The sequence below is a fragment of the Phaeacidiphilus oryzae TH49 genome (assembly GCF_000744815.1).
GTDB classification, from domain to species: Bacteria; Actinomycetota; Actinomycetes; order Streptomycetales; family Streptomycetaceae; genus Phaeacidiphilus; species Phaeacidiphilus oryzae.
On record NZ_JQMQ01000004.1, the window covers coordinates 663,686 to 680,484 of the forward strand.

The 16,799-nt window shown below is 73.8% G+C and carries 10 protein-coding genes; 8 read left to right on the top strand and 2 right to left on the bottom strand.

Annotated features, from left to right (window positions below; genetic code table 11):
* Positions 1–218: 218 nt before the first annotated feature.
* From BS73_RS03165 to BS73_RS03180, 4 genes are all read left to right on the top strand, one after another.
* Positions 219–1,319 (top strand): polyphosphate kinase 2 family protein, encoded by a 1,101-nt coding sequence (locus tag BS73_RS03165; RefSeq protein ID WP_084703725.1) that lies wholly within the window; start codon positions 219–221, stop codon positions 1,317–1,319.
* Entirely contained in the window at positions 1,316–4,060 is a 2,745-nt protein-coding gene (locus BS73_RS03170) for a cation-translocating P-type ATPase (protein ID WP_037568983.1), read from the top strand. The genes BS73_RS03165 and BS73_RS03170 overlap by 4 nt, the downstream gene beginning before the upstream one ends.
* Positions 4,061–4,071: 11 nt before the next feature.
* On the top strand, positions 4,072–4,497 hold the full coding sequence (locus tag BS73_RS03175; RefSeq protein ID WP_037568993.1) for a VOC family protein: 426 nt from the start codon (positions 4,072–4,074) through the stop codon (positions 4,495–4,497).
* A 218-nt stretch (positions 4,498–4,715) separates the two neighbouring features.
* Positions 4,716–5,639 carry a patatin-like phospholipase family protein gene (locus BS73_RS03180; RefSeq protein ID WP_037568995.1) on the top strand — a complete coding sequence of 308 codons (924 nt, stop codon included), beginning with the start codon at positions 4,716–4,718 and terminating at the stop codon, positions 5,637–5,639.
* A 62-nt stretch (positions 5,640–5,701) separates the two neighbouring features.
* Here the strand turns inward: BS73_RS03180 and BS73_RS03185 are convergent, their stop codons facing one another.
* Complete coding sequence (locus BS73_RS03185) at positions 5,702–9,022, bottom strand: amidohydrolase family protein (RefSeq protein ID WP_235215262.1); 3,321 nt, start codon at positions 9,020–9,022, stop codon at positions 5,702–5,704.
* A gap of 192 nt (positions 9,023–9,214) precedes the next feature.
* Here BS73_RS03185 and BS73_RS03190 point away from each other — a divergent pair, with 192 nt between their 5' ends.
* Complete coding sequence (locus tag BS73_RS03190) at positions 9,215–9,934, top strand: class I SAM-dependent methyltransferase (protein WP_235215263.1); 720 nt, start codon at positions 9,215–9,217, stop codon at positions 9,932–9,934.
* 25 nt (positions 9,935–9,959) lie between these two features.
* Here the strand turns inward: BS73_RS03190 and BS73_RS03195 are convergent, their stop codons facing one another.
* Positions 9,960–10,514, bottom strand: a complete 555-nt coding sequence (locus tag BS73_RS03195) for a hypothetical protein (RefSeq protein WP_037568996.1) — start codon at positions 10,512–10,514, stop codon at positions 9,960–9,962.
* Positions 10,515–10,782: 268 nt separating this feature from the next.
* Here BS73_RS03195 and BS73_RS03200 point away from each other — a divergent pair, with 268 nt between their 5' ends.
* The 3 genes from BS73_RS03200 to BS73_RS03210 all read left to right on the top strand — a co-directional run bounded on the left by BS73_RS03200 (position 10,783) and on the right by BS73_RS03210 (position 16,719).
* Positions 10,783–11,982, top strand: coding sequence for an MFS transporter (locus BS73_RS03200; RefSeq protein ID WP_051939226.1), 1,200 nt, complete (start codon positions 10,783–10,785; stop codon positions 11,980–11,982).
* Between the two features lie 39 nt (positions 11,983–12,021).
* A complete protein-coding gene (locus BS73_RS03205) occupies positions 12,022–13,044 on the top strand; it encodes an LLM class flavin-dependent oxidoreductase (RefSeq protein WP_037568999.1) in 1,023 nt (340 codons plus the stop codon).
* 324 nt (positions 13,045–13,368) lie between these two features.
* Complete coding sequence (locus tag BS73_RS03210) at positions 13,369–16,719, top strand: serine hydrolase (protein ID WP_037569001.1); 3,351 nt, start codon at positions 13,369–13,371, stop codon at positions 16,717–16,719.
* Positions 16,720–16,799 lie beyond the last annotated feature (80 nt).

Consider the following 16,799-nt stretch of genomic DNA (forward strand, 5'->3'; position numbering starts at 1 on the left):
CAGCTCGAAGTTGATCCAAGTTATCGCCTTGAGCTTCTTCCCGGCGTGCGCCCCGGCCGAGCGCCGCCGCACAGGTGAATTCCTCGCAGGGCGACCCCCCAGCGGCCGAACCACCCCCGGAGGGTGATGCCGCCGCCCTCGCGCCGTCCGATCCTGCGGGGTCGGGCGCGAGTACCGGCACGGGCACGCCGCGCGGGCGAGTGAGAGGACCGAGGGCGATGGCTGACGAGAGAAGCGCGCGGATAGCGGAGTTCGTCCGGCCGCTGCGGGTCGTGCCCGGCACCAAGGTGGACCTGCCCAGGGATTTCGATCCCGGCCACCGGGCGGGCATCCGCCGGAAGAAGGACGGCGTCGAGCTCCTCACCAGCGGGATCCAGCTGCTCGCCGACCTCCAGCGGCGGCTGGCGGCGCAGGACACCTACGGGGTGCTGGTCTGCCTGCAGGCGCTGGACGCCGGCGGCAAGGACGGCACGATCCGGCATGTGATGAGCGGCATCAACCCGCAGGGCGTGCGGGTGGTGGGCTTCAAGGTGCCCTCGCAGGAGGAGCTGGACCACGACTATCTGTGGCGTTACGCCTGCCATCTCCCCCGGCGCGGGGAGATCGGGATCTTCAACCGCTCGCACTACGAGGAGGTCCTCGCGGTGCGGGTGCACCCGGTCAACCTGGAGCGGCAGAAGCTGCCGCTCGCGGCGCGCGGTCCGGACATCTGGGAGCGGCGCTATCGGGAGATCAACGACTGGGAGCACTATCTGACCGACAACGGCTTCCGGATCGTCAAGCTGTTCCTCAACCTCTCCAAGGAGGAGCAGCGCATCCGATTCCTCAAGCGGATCGACGTCCCCGAGCGGAACTGGAAGTTCTCCTCCTCGGACGTCCGCGAGCGGGCCCGGTGGGACGACTACCAGCGGGCGTTCTCCCAGATGCTGTCGGCGACCAGCACGGAGTGGGCGCCGTGGTACGTGGTCCCCGCCGACCGCAAGTGGTTCGCGCGGGTGTGCGCGGGCGCGGTGCTGGCCCATGTGCTGACCGACATCGACCCCCACTACCCGCGGATCGACGCCGCGGCGCGGCGCGAACTCGCGCAGGTGAGGACGGAGTTGCGACACGAGGCTCCGAAGGGGGCGGCCGCCGACCCCTATCTGGAGTCGGCCTCGGAGCAGGGCGCCGGGGATGGGCGGAAGGGGAAGGGAGCGGAGGGCACGAAGGGCGCGAAGAAGAGCAAGATGGGCGCCAAGAAGAGCACGAAGGGCGCCAAGAAGAGCGCAGAGAAAGGCGCGAGGAGCGCGAGGAGCGCTGAGAAGAAGGCGTCCGCATGACCACGCGGACGGGCGTGCCCGGCCAGCCGGCGGCAGCGGACCGCGCCTGGCACGCCCTGTCTCCGGCGCAGGTGGCCGCGGCGGTCGGGGTGGACCCGGCCCAGGGCCTGAGCGGGGCGCGGGCCGCCGAGCTCCTCGCCGCCGACGGCCCCAACACCCTGCCCGAGGAGAAGCCGGTGCCGGGCTGGCGCCGCTACCTTCAGCAGTACCGCAGCTATATGCAGCTGGTGCTGGTGAGCGCGGCCGTGGTCTCCCTGGTGATCAAGGAGTGGAGCACCGGGGTGCTGCTGCTGGTGCTGACCGTCGTCAACGCGGTGGTCGGGATGCGCCAGGAGGGCAAGGCGGAGAGCGCCATGAACGCCTTGCGCTCGATGCTGAAGGCGACGGCCCGGGTGCGCCGGGACGGGACGGAGTCGGAGATCCCGGCCGAGGAGGTCGTCGTCGGCGACGTGGTGCTCTGCACCGCGGGCGGCGAGGTGCCGGCCGACGGCCGGATCGTCTCCGCGAGCGCGCTGCAGATCGACGAGTCCGCGCTGACCGGGGAGAGCGTGCCGGCGGCCAAGGACGCCGGCACTCTGATCGCGGGCGAGGATCTGCCGCCGGGCGAGCGCACCAATATGGCCTTCATGAACACCCCGGTCACCCATGGCAGTGGCACGGTGGTGGTCACCGCCACCGGCGCCGGCACCGAACTGGGCCGGATCTCCGCGATGCTGACGGCGACGCACCGGGAGGCCTCGCCGCTCTCCCGCGAGCTGGACCGGCTCACGCTGTGGATCACCGGCACGGCCGGGCTGACGATGATCGTGATGTTCGTACTGGGCCGCGGCCGCGGGACGGCGTGGGACGCCCTCTTCGTCAGCGCCGTGTCGCTGGCCATCGCCGCCATCCCGGAGGCACTGCCGACGGTCTCGCAGACGATCCTCTCCATCGGCGGTGTGGAGCTCGCCCGTCGGGAGGCCATCGTCAAGGACCTGCCCTCGGTGGAGGCGCTGGGCTTCACCTCCGCGATCAACTCCGACAAGACCGGCACCCTGACGATGAACCAGATGACGGCCGTGGAGGTGATCGACCCGGGCGACCGCTACACCGTCTCCGGCACCGGCTACTCGCTGGAGGGCCGGATCCACCACGCCGTCGGCGAGGCGCCGGACATGACGGAGGCGATCCTGCCCTTCGTCATCGCCAACGACGCCGTGCTGCTGGACGGCCAGGTGGTCGGCGACCCCACCGAGGGGGCTCTGCTGGTCCTCGCCCACAAGGCCGGGCTGGACATCGAGGGCGCTCGTGAGCGGCTGCCGCGCAGCGCCACCCTGCCCTTCGACCCCGCCTACAAGCTGATGGCCGTCTTCAGCCGGGCGACCGACGCGGCGGGCCGCCCGGTGGTGCGGTGCTTCGTGAAGGGGGCGGTGCCCGCGGTGATGGAGCGCGCCGGCACCGCGCTGGCCAGGGGAGCGTCCCTGCCCTGGGACGAGGGGCTGCGGGCCCGCGCGCAGCAGCACGTCGAGCGGATGGGCGGCGAGGGGCTGCGGGTGATGGCTGCGGCCCGGCGCGATCTCGACCCGGCGGAGTTCGACCCCGAGGGCGACCTCCTCGGTTATCTGATGGGCCTTCAGATGACCGCGCTGGTGGGGATGGTGGACCCGCCCCGGGCCGAGTCGCGGGCCGCGGTGGCCGCCGCGCAGGCCGCCCACATCCGGGTGCGGATGGTGACCGGGGACGACGTGGTCACCGGCGCCGCCATCGCCGGCCGTCTCGGCATCGGGGGAGAGGCGGTCCTCGGCGCGGACTTCGCCGCGCTGCCGGTGGAGGAGCGGCTGGCGCGGATCGACCGGATCGGGGTGGTGGCCCGGGTGGCGCCCGAGCACAAGGTGCTCCTCGCCGACACCCTGAAGAAGCGCGGCGACGTGGTGGCGATGACCGGCGACGGCGTCAACGACGCGCCGGCGATCAAGGCGGCCGACATCGGGGTGGCGATGGGCTCGGGCACTGAGGTGGCCAAGAACGCCGGCCGGATGGTGCTGACCGACGACAACTTCGCGACCCTCGTCTACGCCGTCGAGCAGGGCCGGAAGATCTACGACAACCTCACCAAGTACATCCGCTTCGTGCTGGTGCTCCTCGTCGTCTTCGTGCTGACGTTCCTTGGCGCGACCCTGTTCGACATCGCGGCCGGCGAGCCGTTCACCCCGGCCCAGGTGCTGTGGATCCACTTCGTGGTGAACGCCGCGTTCGGCTTCGCCCTCGGCTTCGACCGGCAGAGCCCCGGCCTGATGGCCCGGCGGCCGCGGCCGCGCGGTCAGCCGGTGCTGACCGGCTCGGTGGCGCTCACCGTCGGCCTCTCCGGTCTGGCGATCACGGTGGGTCTGCTCCTGCTGATCAAGCTCGGCGAGTCGCACTTCGGGGAGGTGGCGATCGGCCGGTCGATCGCGTTCACCGCGTTCGCCCTCTGTCTGATCGTCGCCGCGCTGGAGTGCCGGAGCGAGACCGGGACCGTCCTCACCACCGTCACCTTCGACGGCAAGCAGATGAACCGGGCCCTCCTGGCCGAGTTCGTCCTCGCGGTGCTGACGACCCAGATGGACGCCTTCCGGCACCTCCTGGGCACGACCCGGCTCGACCTGACCCAGTTCTCCTGGGCCCTGATCCCGCCGGTCGCCCTCCTCGCCCTCTGGGAACTGGGCAAACTCCTCGCCCGCCACCGACGCGCGCTACCCGCCTCGCCGGGGGAGAGCGGATAGCTTGGCCGGTCATGGATGTTCTCTTCATCACGAGCGTGGCGGCGGTCGTCGCCGACCCGCCGCGCAGCCGCGAGCTCTTCATCGACGCGCTCGGCCTGCCCCTGGAGGGCGAGGGCGACGGCTACTACTCCAGCGGCAGCATCCCCGGGAGCAGGCACTTCGGCCTCTGGCCGCTCACCGAGGCGGCGCAGGCCTGCTTCGGCACCGCCCGCTGGCCCGCCGACCAGGTGCTGCCGCAGGCCTCCATCGAGTTCGAGGTGGCGAGCCCGGAGGCGGTGGCCGCCGCCGGCGCCGAGCTGGAGGAGGCGGGCCATGAACTCCTCCACCAGGCCCGCACCGAACCGTGGGGCCAGACGGTGGCCAGGCTGCTCACCGCGGACGGCCTGATCATCGGCATCTCCTACGCCCCCGCCCTCCACGAGGAGGGGCGCGGCTGAGCCGGAGGCCGGGTGGGCCGGCGCTTCCCGCCGGTTGCCCGCCGGTTGCCCGCCGGGTGGCCGGACTGCTAGCGTTCCGGCGATCGTGCGTCGACTTCAGGAGGTGAGCCCCATGAACGCGGTATCCGCAGTGGGTGCTCCCCCGCAGTCCACGATCACGCGGCTGAGGTAGTCGCCGCCGGGAGCGCCCGACCCGCACTTCGCGAAAGGCGACTCCCATGGACGCGACACCCACTTCTTCTGCACCCACCTCCCCCCTCGGCGACCGCGCGCTGGTACTCGGCGGCGGGGGATCGGCCGGCAACGCCTGGACGATCGGCATCGTCGCCGGGCTGTCCGAGGCCGGACTGGACGTGACCGAGGCCGACCTGATCGTCGGCACCTCGGCCGGATCGACGGCGGCGGCCCAGATCACCGGAGGAAAGCCGGCCGAACTGCTGGCCGGCATCCTCTCCGCCACGCCCCCGCAGCGGCCCCGCGCGGGCGGACCCGACGGTGGCGGCGTACGGCCGGCGGCCGACCATATGGAGGTGACCGCCGCGATCATCGCCGGCGCCGAGGACGCGGCCGACATGCGCCGCAGGATGGGCGCGGCGGCGCTGCAGGCGGACGCCGGCTCCGACGGCTCGGCACAGGCCCGGTGGCGCGCCACGGTCGCCGCCCGACTGCCCCGCCAGGACTGGCCGGCGCGGCCGCTGCGGATCACGGCGGTCAACGCCCGTACCGGCGAACCGGTCGTGTTCGGCCGCGACAGCGGGGTCGACCTGGCCGATGCCGTCGCCGCCAGCTGCGCCAACGGCTTCGGTGTCGGACCGTACGCCATCGGCGGAGAGCGGTACATCGACGGCGGCTACCGGCGCAACGAGAACGCCGACCTGGCGGCCGGCCACCGGCGGGTGCTGGTGCTGTCGCCGCTGGGCGGCAGGACCCGGCACCCCCTGGAGTGGGGGATGCAACTCGCCGCCCAGGTCGAGGAGTTGAGGGCGGGCGGCAGCCGGGTGGAGACCGTCCTCCCCGACGAGGCGGCCCGGAGGGCGTTCGGCGACAACCTGATGGACCTGTCGGCCCGCCGGCCGGCCGCGCGGGCCGGCCGCGAGCAGGGCAGGGCGCTGGCCGAGGAGCTCGGCGCCTTCTGGAGCTGACGCCCGCCTCCCGCCGGGCCGTCGGCATCGACGGGCCCGGCGGGGGCCTGCGGCCTGCGGCCTCAGAGCGGCGGCAGCTGGTCCGCGCAGCAGCCCTCCCGGCGCAGTTCCCTGGCCACCCTCAGCCAGTCCGCGTCCGAGGCGCGGTCGGCGGGGGCGGCCTGCCCGGCGTACGCGCCGACCAGGTCGGAGGGGCGGTGGAGAAAGCCGTCCCGGATGGCGTACGCGGTGTCCGTCAGCGCGTCGAAGTCGGTGAACGGGTCTCCGTGGACCACCGTCAGATCGGCGACCTTGCCCGCCTCGACCGTGCCGAGCCGGTCGCCCAAACCGTAGAGGCGGGCGGGCACCACGGTCGCCGTGCGCAGCGCCTGGGCCGGGCTGAACCCGTTGCGGTGCAGTCCGCGCAGGCCCAGGTGGACATGGAGGCCCACCGGCACCAGCGGGGCGTCCGTGCCCAGCGCCAGCACCCCGCCCTCGGCGACGATCCGCCGGTACACGCCCACCTCGGTGGCCAGGGCGTCCAGTTGGGCGGTGGTGGGCGGGGTCTTGGCGTAGGTCTGGACGGCGGCGGTGTCCCAGGGCGGCATCAGCACCGTCACCCGCGGATCCTGCGCGAGGCCGGGATCGGCGCCGAGCAGCGGCAGGGCGGTGAAGGGGGTGATGACGATGGCGAAGGCGCCGTCCCGGTACTCCTCCAGCAGGTCCTGGTAGGAGTGGCCGGTCGGCGAGGTGGCGTGGCCGTACTCCAGGCGCTGGGTGGCCTGCAGATGGGTCGTCAGGTCCTGGCCGGCGTTGCGGCCGGGGAAGCACAGGTGGCTGCCGGAGCGGACGCCGAGGCGGTGGTGGGCGGTGGCGGCCGCCGCGGCCATCGTCGATCCGGGGGCGCGGACGTAGGTCTTGACGAAGTCGTAGTCCAGGGCCACCGCCCGGGACAGGGTGCGGGCGACGCCCTCGGGCGTGCGGTGGGCCCGGCCCATGCTGTAGGCGACCCGGGAGCCGTCGATCAGCTCGCCGGTGGCGAGCAGCCGCGGGCCGAGGGTGGCGCCGGAGGCGAGGGACTCGCGCAGCCGGACCGCCTCGTAGGCGAAGCTGCCCAGGGAGACGTTGGTGGTGATGCCGTAGGCGAGCATGGTCAGGGTCTGCCGGCCGCCGTAGGTGTACTGCCAGGGGTGGGTGTGGGAGTCCCACAGCCCCGGCAGGAGGGTGCCGTCCGAGCAGTCGAGATAGGTCTCGCCGGCGCGTGCGCCGTCACCGCGGTGGGCGGAGACGCTCTGGATGCGGTTGCCGCGCAGCACCACGTCCACGTCGTCGCGGGCCGCATCGCCCAGGCCGTCCCACATCCGGCCGGCGTGGATGCGGGTGGTGCCGGTCCGGTCAGGGAGCGAACGGCGGTAGGTGAGAGGGGTGCTGACGGACCGTCGGGCGCTGCCGTCGGCGCTGATCAGCTTGAGGGTGCCGTTGGAGAGGTAGAGGAGGGTGCCCGAGTCGGCCGACCAGGAGGGGTGGTCGGCGGGCTCGTCGTCCCCGGTGAGCCTGCGGGCCGGGCCGTTGGGGGTGCCGTCGGGGCCGACCGGCAGCAGCCACAGGGCGGACTCGGCGATCAGGGCGAAGTGCCGTCCGTCGGGGGACCAGGTGGGTCCGCTGTCGCAGCGGTCGGCGATCGACTGGTGTTCGGCGGGCAGGTGGTAGGTCGACGGGTAGCCGCCGGAGCCCCCGGCCGGGCCGGCGGTGTCGATCACCCGGATGAGGTTGTAGCCCTCGCGGTACTTCTGGTTCAGCCGGTTGCGGTCGCAGATGGCCAGGTAGCGGCCGTCGGGCGACCAACTCGGGCGGCCGGGCAGGCCGTTGGCGCCGATCGGGGTGGCCGCCACGGTCTCCGCCCCGGTGGCGAGGTCCTTGACGAGGATCTTCCCGGTGCTGTCCTCGCAGGCCAGCCTGGTGCCGTCGGGGGAGAGGGCGGGGTTGAGCCGGCCGCCGGTGGCGAGGGTGGTCTCCGCGCCGTCGGAGAGCCGGTGGCGGTAGACGGCGGCCAGGCCCTCCCGGTCGGAGACGTACAGCAGCGACCGGCCGTCCGGCGCCCAGGAGGGCATGTGGAGGTAGGCCGTGGGCGGGGACTGCACCAGGCGGCGCGGGGCGGAGCCGATCCGCATCACCCACAGCGCGTTGAGGGCGACGAAGGCGACCTGGCGGCCGTCGGGGGAGAGCGCCGGCAGGTGGATGCCGCGCACCGGGCGGTCGGCGGTGGAGTCCAGGTCGTAGGTCTTGTCCCGGTACCGGGGCCGCTCCACTTCCAGCCGCGCGTCGAACGGGATGCTTCGCGCCGCGCCGGGGGTCCCGGCGCCGCTCCCACCCGGTACGACCCGGGTCCGGACCTCCCCCGAGGCGGTGTAGAGGAGGGTCGAGGGGTCGAGCCAGCGCGGGGTCGCCGGGAAGACGTCCTCGTCCGGGTCGCTGACCTGTGTCCCGTCGACCATCAGGCGGGACCGCGGCAGGGGGTCGGCCGCCGTGGCGGCGCTGTAGTGCACCCAGGCGACGGACCCGCCGTCCGGCGAGACGGACGGGCACAGCACCGAGCTGCCGGCGGCCACGGTCCGCTCGACGCGGACCGTGCCGCCGGTCCCCGCGGCGAGGGGGACGGAGGCCAGCGTCAGTCCGCCGTCGTTGCCGCCGGCGGCGAGGTGGGCCGCCCGGACGAAGACGATCCGCGCGCCGTCGGGCGTGAACGCCGGGTCGTAGTCCTCGTATCCGCCGGGCGCGGTGATCTGCCGCAATGCGCCGTTGCGCACGTCCACCGTCCAGATGGTGTACGAGCTGCCGGCGGCCGGGTCTCCGCCGCGCTCCGAGGAGAAGGCGAGAAGGCTGCCGTCCGGGGACCAGGCCGCGCCCCGGTCGTCCCAGGGGCCGCTGGTCAGCCGGCGCGGGCGGGAGCCGTCGGCGTCCAGCAGCCACAGGTGGAAGCCGCCGTCCTGGTAGCCGCAGACCGCGAGGGTCCGGCCGTCGGGGGAGAAGGCCGGCCGGGTCGGCTCCAGCTGCCACCGGGTCAGCGCTGTCGCGGTGCCGCCACCGCGCGGAACGGACCACAGCAGGCCCTGCACCTCGACCACCAGCGGGCCGTCGCCCGGAGCGGCGGTGACCGAGAGGTTGGTGCCCTGCCGGTAGCCGAGTGCCGCGGTGGGGCCGCGCCGGACGGCGGCTGTGGCGGCTGTGCCGGCTGTGCCGACATCGGCGGCTTCCGCGACCGGAGTGCGGAGGCCATTGAGCCCGGCGGCGACCAGCGGCGCCGCCCCGAACGCGGCCAGCACCGTCCGCCGGGCGACGCCGGGGCGGCCGGGCGGCTGGGAGGAGCTCTGGGCAGAGCCCTGCGGGATAGAGGTGTCCGACACGTTCTCCGCCTTTCTCGAACCGGATCGAACCGGGCGTGCCTGTCTGGCAACTGACGGAAACGGAGAATGTCCTCCGAGCTGTGCACGATGGCACCGCCCGACCCTCCGGTCAATGCCGCCCCACTCGCGCCTCCGGCGCAATCACCCGTCCGACCTATGCCCCCGCGCGCGGTAATCGGTACGCTGGACGCCGTGACCACGGGGGAGATCGACTACAACGACTACGAGGCGTTCGCGCGCGTCTACGCCCGCAACAGCGAGTCGAATCCGATCAACGCCCTCTACGAGCGGCCGGCGATTCTGGCGCTGGCCGGCGACGTGCGCGGGCGGCGGGTGCTGGACGCGGGATGCGGTCCCGGGGCCCACAGCGCGGAGTTGATCGACGGCGGGGCCGAGGTGACCGGACTGGACCTGAGCGCGGACCTGCTGGCCGTCGCACGTGAGCGACTCGGGCCCGACGTGCCGTTGCACCGGCTCGACCTGCGCCGCCCGCTGCCGTTCCCGGACGGCGCCTTCGAGTTGGTGCTGTGCTCGCTCGTCCTCCACTACCTGGAGGAGTGGGGGCCGACACTGAGCGAGTTCCGCCGTCTCCTGGTCCCCGGCGGCCGGGTGGTGCTCTCCACCCACCACCCGTTGATGGACATGCGCGTCAGCGGAAGCGACGACTACTTCGGCAGGTACGCCTTCACGGAGGACTGGCAGCGGGAGGGCCGGACGATGCACATGCGCTTCTGGCACCGCCCGCTGCGGGACATGCTGGCGGCGTTCGCCGAAGCGGGATTCGTGGTCGATGAGATCCGCGAGCCGAATCCGCTGCCGGAAATGGCGGAGAGCGCCCCGGAATTCCATCGGCATCTGACCCGCAACGCCCAATTCCTGTTCTTCGCACTGTCCGCCCGCTTCGCCCGCTGACCGCTTCGCCCGCGCGGGTGGGCGGTCAGGCGGCGGTGATCTCCGTGGTGACCGTGGCGTTCACACTGGAGACCGTGCCGGCGCCCGCCTCGCAGGCCAGGATCGCCGTCGCGGGGGCGACCTGGACCTGCTCGAAGACGTCGCCCTCGAAGACGCCGGAGGTCACGGTGCCGGTGAGGTCGGTGATGATGTCCGCGCCCTCCACACTGGTCACCCGGGTGCCGCTCCAGGTGGTGGTCTGCCCGGTGTTCCAGGTGATCGTCGAGCCCACCGGCCCGGTGGCGAGGAGGTCGAGACAGGACATCGTCGTGTCCACCGTCTCCCGGGTGCTGCCCGAGGTGATGTCGGGGTGGCTGAGTGAGACGCAGGGGCCGTAGGTCGTGGCCAGGGTGACGTGGGTGGGCTGCGCGGCGAGGGTGAGCGGCGGGTCGAAGCCGGTGACCCGGTTGCTCGGCAGTGAGCAGGTGAGGTCGGCGAGCCCCGCCGCGTGCGAAGCCGGGGCGGCCAGCAGGCCCACCCCGGAGAGCGCGGTGAAGAGGGACAGTGCGGTGGCCCCGCGTAAGGTGCGAAGACGGTTCATGGAAGAGACCCCCGAAGTGGATGCGGGAAGCGGGTGCGGCCATTCTGCGCAATGCGCTTCGGGCATATTCCTGTGAAGCGCTCAGGGCAGAGACGGCATACCCAGATCCTCGCTCGCTTAGGCGCTGGAAGGCACCTCGGGATATCCGCCAATTCCCAACCGCGTCCGCGTTCCCGCGTCCGGTGATCGAACCCGAATACGACCGGATGCGGCGCTGGCGGGGAGTGCCTCCGGGGTCCTCCCGGCGGCCGACACTACGCTGGCGACCATGAGCACCGTCGAAGCCGAACGCCCGGCGCATCCCTGGTACGTCCTGGCAGCCGTCGTCTTCGCCATCGGCATGGCCGGAACCACGCTGCCCACACCGCTGTACGGGCTCTACCGCCAGCAGCTCGGCTTCTCGGAGTTCATGGTGACGGTCATCTTCGCGGTCTACGCGGTCGGGGTCATCACCGCGCTGCTGGTGGCCGGCAACTTCTCGGACGTGCTGGGCCGCAGGCCGGTGCTGTGGGCCGCTCTCCTCCTCTCGGTGCTCAGTGGCTGCTGCTTCGTGTTCGAGGGCGGGTTGCCGCTGCTCTTCCTCGGCCGCCTCCTCTCCGGTTTCGCGGCCGGTCTCTTCAGCGGCGCCGCCACCGCCGCCGTCACCGAGCTGGCGCCGGAGCGATCGCGCGGACGGGCCGCGTTCACCGCCACCGCGGCCAACATGGGCGGCCTGGGCTGCGGCCCGCTGCTCTCCGGTCTGCTGGCCCAGTACGCCCCCGCGCCGCTGCGCCTGCCCTACCTCGTCCACCTCGGACTGCTGGTGGTCGCGGCCGGGTTGGTCCGGGTGCTTCCGGAGTCCGTGCCCAGGACCGACGCCCGCGGGCTGCCCCGGCCGCAGGGGATGGTGGTGCTGCCCGAGGTCCGCGGGATCTTCGTGCCGGCTGCGCTGGCCTGCTTCGCCGGCTTCGCGGTGCTCGGGCTCTTCACCGCCGTGGCCCCGAGCTTCGCCGCCCAGTACCTGGGGGTCGACAATCTCGCCGCCGAGGGCGCGATCGTCCTGTCCGTCTTCCTCGCCTCCACGGCCGGCCAGTCGCTGACCGGCCGGGTGGGCGCGGCCCGGGCGCTGCCGATGGGGGCCGCGGTGCTGGTGCTCGGGCTGATCGGGATCGGCTGCTCCCTCCTCGCGGAGTCGGTGGCGCTGCTGGTGGTCGGAGCCGTGATCAGCGGCCTCGGCCAGGGTCTGGCCTTCCGCGCCTCGGTCGCCGCCGTCGGCCGGGCCGCACCCGGCGAGCAGCGCGGCGCGACCATCTCCGCCCTCTTCGTCACCGCCTACGTCGGCATCTCGCTGCCCGTGGTCGGGATCGGCGCCCTCGCCCTGGCCGCGGGGCTGCGCGACGCCGGCGTGATCTTCGTGGCCTGCGTGGCCGCCGTCTCCGCTCTGGTCTGCGGCTACCTGCTGCGGCATCCACTGGCGCGGGCCGCGTAGCGGGTGGAATGAAGTGGGCCGCCGATTGTTGAAAGCGATATGAAAAAGATCGGGTTCCTGTCCTTCGGGCACTGGTCGCCCGCGCCGCACTCGCAGACGCGGTCCGGGGCAGACGCCCTCCTCCAGTCGATCGACCTCGCGGTCGCCGCCGAGGAGCTGGGCGCCGACGGCGCCTACTTCCGGGTGCACCACTTCGCGCGGCAGCTCGCCTCGCCGTTCCCGCTGCTCTCCGCGATCGGCGCCCGCACCAGCCGGATCGAGATCGGCACCGCCGTCATCGACATGCGCTACGAGAACCCCCTCTACATGGCCGAGGACGCCGGCGCGGCGGACCTGATCTCCGGCGGCCGGCTCCAGCTCGGCCTCAGCCGGGGATCCCCGGAGCAGGTGATCGAGGGCTGGCGGCACTTCGGGTACCGCCCCGAGGAGAACGGCAGCGACGCCGACATGGCCCGCGCCCACACCGAGCGGCTGCTCGACGTGCTCAAGGGAGAGGGCTTCGCGGAGCCCGACCCCCGGCCGATGTTCGCCAACCCGCCCGGGCTGCTGCGCGTCGAACCGCACTCCGAGGGGCTGCGGGACCGCATCTGGTGGGGCTCCGGCTCGAACGCCACCGCGGCCTGGGCCGCAAGGCTGGGGATGAACCTGCAGAGCTCGACGCTGAAGGACGACGAGAGCGGCGAACCGCTGCACGTCCAGCAGCGCAAGCAGATCGAGGCCTACCGGGAGGCCTGGCGCGCCGAGGGGCACGCGCGGGAGCCGAGGGTCTCGGTCAGCCGCAGCGTCTTCCCCCTGCTCGACGACCGCGACCGTGCCTACTTCGGCCGGGGGGGCGGCTCGGAGGACCAGATCGGCTACATCGACGCCCGCACCCGCAGCGTCTTCGGCCGCTCCTACGCCGCCGAGCCCGACGTCCTGGTCAAGCAGCTCGCCGCGGACGAGGCGGTCGCGGCGGCCGACACCCTGCTGCTCACCGTCCCCAACCAACTGGGCGTCGAGTACAACGCCCATCTGATCGAGGGCGTCCTCACCCACGTCGCCCCGGAGCTCGGCTGGCGCTGACCCCCGGCCCGGCGTCTCCGAACACCCCCGCCACCCCGTTTCGTCGCGGACGACGAAGCGGGGTGGCCCGGCTTGTGGCCGGCGACGAAGCCATCGGGAGGGCGGGTGGCCTAGCTTCTTACGGCATCATCCGTTCGACGGCTCGGAGTTGGGGATCCGGGGGTGCCGGCTGTCCACGAGGTGCGCCGCATCGGTGCTCCCGCCGAGGCTCGCCGTGAGCCGGCCGCACCGGGCGGCCTGCCACGTCGCCGTCCCGTCCGGCCCTTCCGCCGGGGGTACCCCCCTGCGGATCCGTCCACCCCGTCCGCGAGGAGACCGCACACCGTGACGCGACGCCTGGCCATCGACGACCTCTACGCCATCGCGCTGCCCGAGCAGCCGGCGCTCTCCCCGGACGGTGCGCGGATCGCCTACGTCCTGCGCACCGCCGAGCGCGAACAGGACCGCGACGAACGGGCGTTGTGGACCGTGCCGACCGGTGGGGGAGCGGCGCGCCGGCTCACCCGCGGTCCCGCCGACACCGCGCCGGCCTGGTCGCCGGACGGCCGGTCGCTTGCCTTCCTGCGCGGCGGCGACGGCCCCCCGGCGCTGTGCCCCCCTCAGCTGTGGCTGCTGCCCTCGGCGGGCGGTGAGCCCCAGGCGCTGACCGGCCTCCCGGCGGGCGCCGGTGAGCCGGTGTGGAGCCCGGACGGGAGGGAGATCGCGTTCACCGCCCCGGTGGAGACCGGCGACCGGGAGCCGGCGGCCGGCTCCGGGAGGCCGGCCCCGCCCGTGGTGGCCGACCGGCTCTCCTATAAGGCGGACGGGCACGGCGTGTTCGGCACCGTCCGCGTCCACCTCCACGTGCTGGACCTGGAGAGCCGTGCGGTCCGCCAGGTCACCGACGGCGACTGGCACGCCGGCCGCCCGGCCTGGTCGCCCGACGGCCGCAGCCTCGCCTTCTGCGCGGCATCCGACCCCGACGCCGACCTGACGATGCGTTCGGCCGCGTATGTCCTCGACCCCGCCGACCCGGCCGCCCGGCCGCGCCGGATCGGCACCGGCGAGGGGACGGCGTACGCCGTCGACTGGACCGCCGACGGCGAGGCGCTCCTGGTCACCGGCCGTACGGACACCGAGCTCGGGCACGCGAGCGTTCTGCGCGTCCCGCTGGACGGCGGCGCCCCCGCCGACCTCACCGCCGTTCTCGACCGCAACGTCATGCCGGGCGGCACCGGCTACCCGGGCGCCGCCCCCCGGGAGGCGGCGGACGGGCGGACGCTGTTCTGCGTCCGCGACCGGGGCTGCACCCACCTGTACGCGCGGGACGCCGACGGGGGCGCGCCCCGGCCGCTGGTCGCCGGCGCGGGCCGGGTGGTCTCCGGGCTCTCCACCGTCGGCGACACGGCCGCCCTCGTCCTGGCCACGCCCACCTCCTACGGCGAGATCGCCACCGTCCAGCTGTCCACCGGCCGCGAGGAGGTGCTCACCCGGCACGGCGCCGGACACCAGGAGGTGGAGCTGTTCGCCGCCCGGGAGCGGGAGTTCACCGTCTCCGACGGCCGCACCGTGGAGGGCTGGCTGCTGCGCGACCCGGCCGCCACCGGCCCCGGCCCGCTGCTGCTGGACATCCACGGCGGCCCGCACAACGCCTGGAACGGATCGGCCGACCCCTTCCACCTCTACCACCAGGCGCTGGTGGCCCGCGGCTGGTCGGTGCTGCTGCTCAACCCGCGCGGCAGCGACGGCTACGGCGAGTCCTTCTTCACCGCCTCCCGCGGCGTCTGGGGCGCGGGCGACGCGGCCGACCTCCTGGAGCCCCTGGACGCCCTGGTCGCCGAGGGGATCGCGGACGCCCGCCGGCTGGCCGTGGCCGGCTACAGCTACGGCGGCTTCATGACCTGCTATCTCACCGGCCGCGACCGGCGCTTCGCCGCGGCCGTCGGCGGCGGCGTGGTCAGCGACCTGGCCAGCATGTGCGGCACCAGCGACGAGGCCCACCTGCTGGCCGTGGCCGAACTCGGCGGCCGCCCGTGGGAACTGCGCGAGCGCTACGCCGAACTCTCCCCGTACTCCCGGGTGGCGGAGGTCCGCACGCCGACGCTGCTCCTCCACGGGGCCGCCGACGAGCGCTGCCCGGTCGGGCAGGCCGAGCAGTGGTTCACCGCGCTGCGCGAGCGGGGCGTCCCCAGCCGGCTCGTCCTCTACCCCGGCGGCTCGCATCTGTTCCTCCTCGAAGGGCCGCCCTCCCACCGGGTGGACTACGCCCGCCGGATCGTCGACTGGGTGGAGCGCCACGCCCGCGCCACCGCCGAGGCCCCGGCCCGCGCGCCGCTGGACGCCGCACACTGGAACCGGCGGCTGGCGGCGCTGGCGGCCCGGCACCGGGTGCCCGGCGCGGTGCTGGGGATCTCCCGGGGCGGCGAACTCGCCCTGGCCGCCTGGGGCGTGCTGAACACCGAGACCGGCGTCCAGGTGGGTGAGGACTCGCTCTTCCAGATCGGGTCCGTCACCAAGATCTGGACCACCACCCTCCTCATGCAGCTGGTCGAGGAGGGCAGGCTCGACCTGGACGCCCCCGTCGCCGACGTCCTGCCCGAGCTGCGGCTGTCCGACCCGCAGGCGCGGAAGCAGGTGACGGTCCGTCATCTGCTCACCCACACCAGCGGCATCGACGGCGACGTCTTCACCGACACCGGGCGCGGCGACGACTGCCTGGAACGCTACGTGGAGCAGCTCGCCTCGGCGGCCCAGAACCACCCGCTGGGCGCCACGTTCTCCTACTGCAACTCCGGCTTCGTGCTGGCCGGCCGGATCGTCGAGAAGCTCACCGGCACGACCTGGGACGCGGCCGTCCGGGAGCGGCTGTGCGGCCCGCTCGGGCTGCGGCACACCACCACCCTGCCCGAGGAGGCGCTGCGCTTCCGCACCGCGATCGGCCACGACGCCGGCGGCGACGGGGAACCCCGACCGGTCCCGGCCTGGGGGCTGCCGCGCTCGTCCGGGCCGGCCGGGCTGATCACCGCGAGCGCCGCGGACGTCCTGGCCTTCGCGCGGGTGCACCTGGCCGGGGGGCTGGCCGCGGACGGGGGCCGGGTACTGTCGCGGCGGTCGGCGGAGGCGATGACCGCCAAGGAGGTCGACCTGCCCGACACCCACACCCTCGGGGACTCCTGGGGCCTGGGCTGGATCCGCTTCGGCTGGGACGGCCACCGGGTGATCGGCCACGACGGCAGCACCATCGGCCAGTCCGCCTTCCTCCGCCTGCTGCCCGAAGAGGATCTCGCGGTCACCCTCCTCTGCAACGGCGGCAGCGCCCAGGACCTCTACCTGGACCTCTTCCGGGAGGTCTTCGCGGAGCTGGCCGGGGTCGACATGCCGCAGCCGCTGGAACCGCCGGCCGAGCCGCCGGCGGTGGGCCTGGAGCGGCACCTCGGCCGCTACGAGCGGGCCGGGGCGCGGATCGAGATCCTGCGGGGCGAGGCGGGGCCGCGCCTGCGGCACACGGTCACCGGCCCGCTCGCCGCCATGGTGCCCGAGACGGTGCAGGAGGTGGACCTGGTGCCGGTCGCGGACGGCCTGTGGGTGGTGCGCCTGCCGGGCAGCCGGTCCTGGACCCCGGTCACCTTCTACCCGCTGCCGAGCGGCGAGCCGTACCTCCACTTCGGCCTCCGCGCCACCCCGAAGGTGTCCTGAGGACGGAGACTCGGCCGTTCCGGCCCCGAAGGTCCCAGGAGGTGTGGCCGGTCGGCCCTGGTCGCCGGGAGGCGGTGATC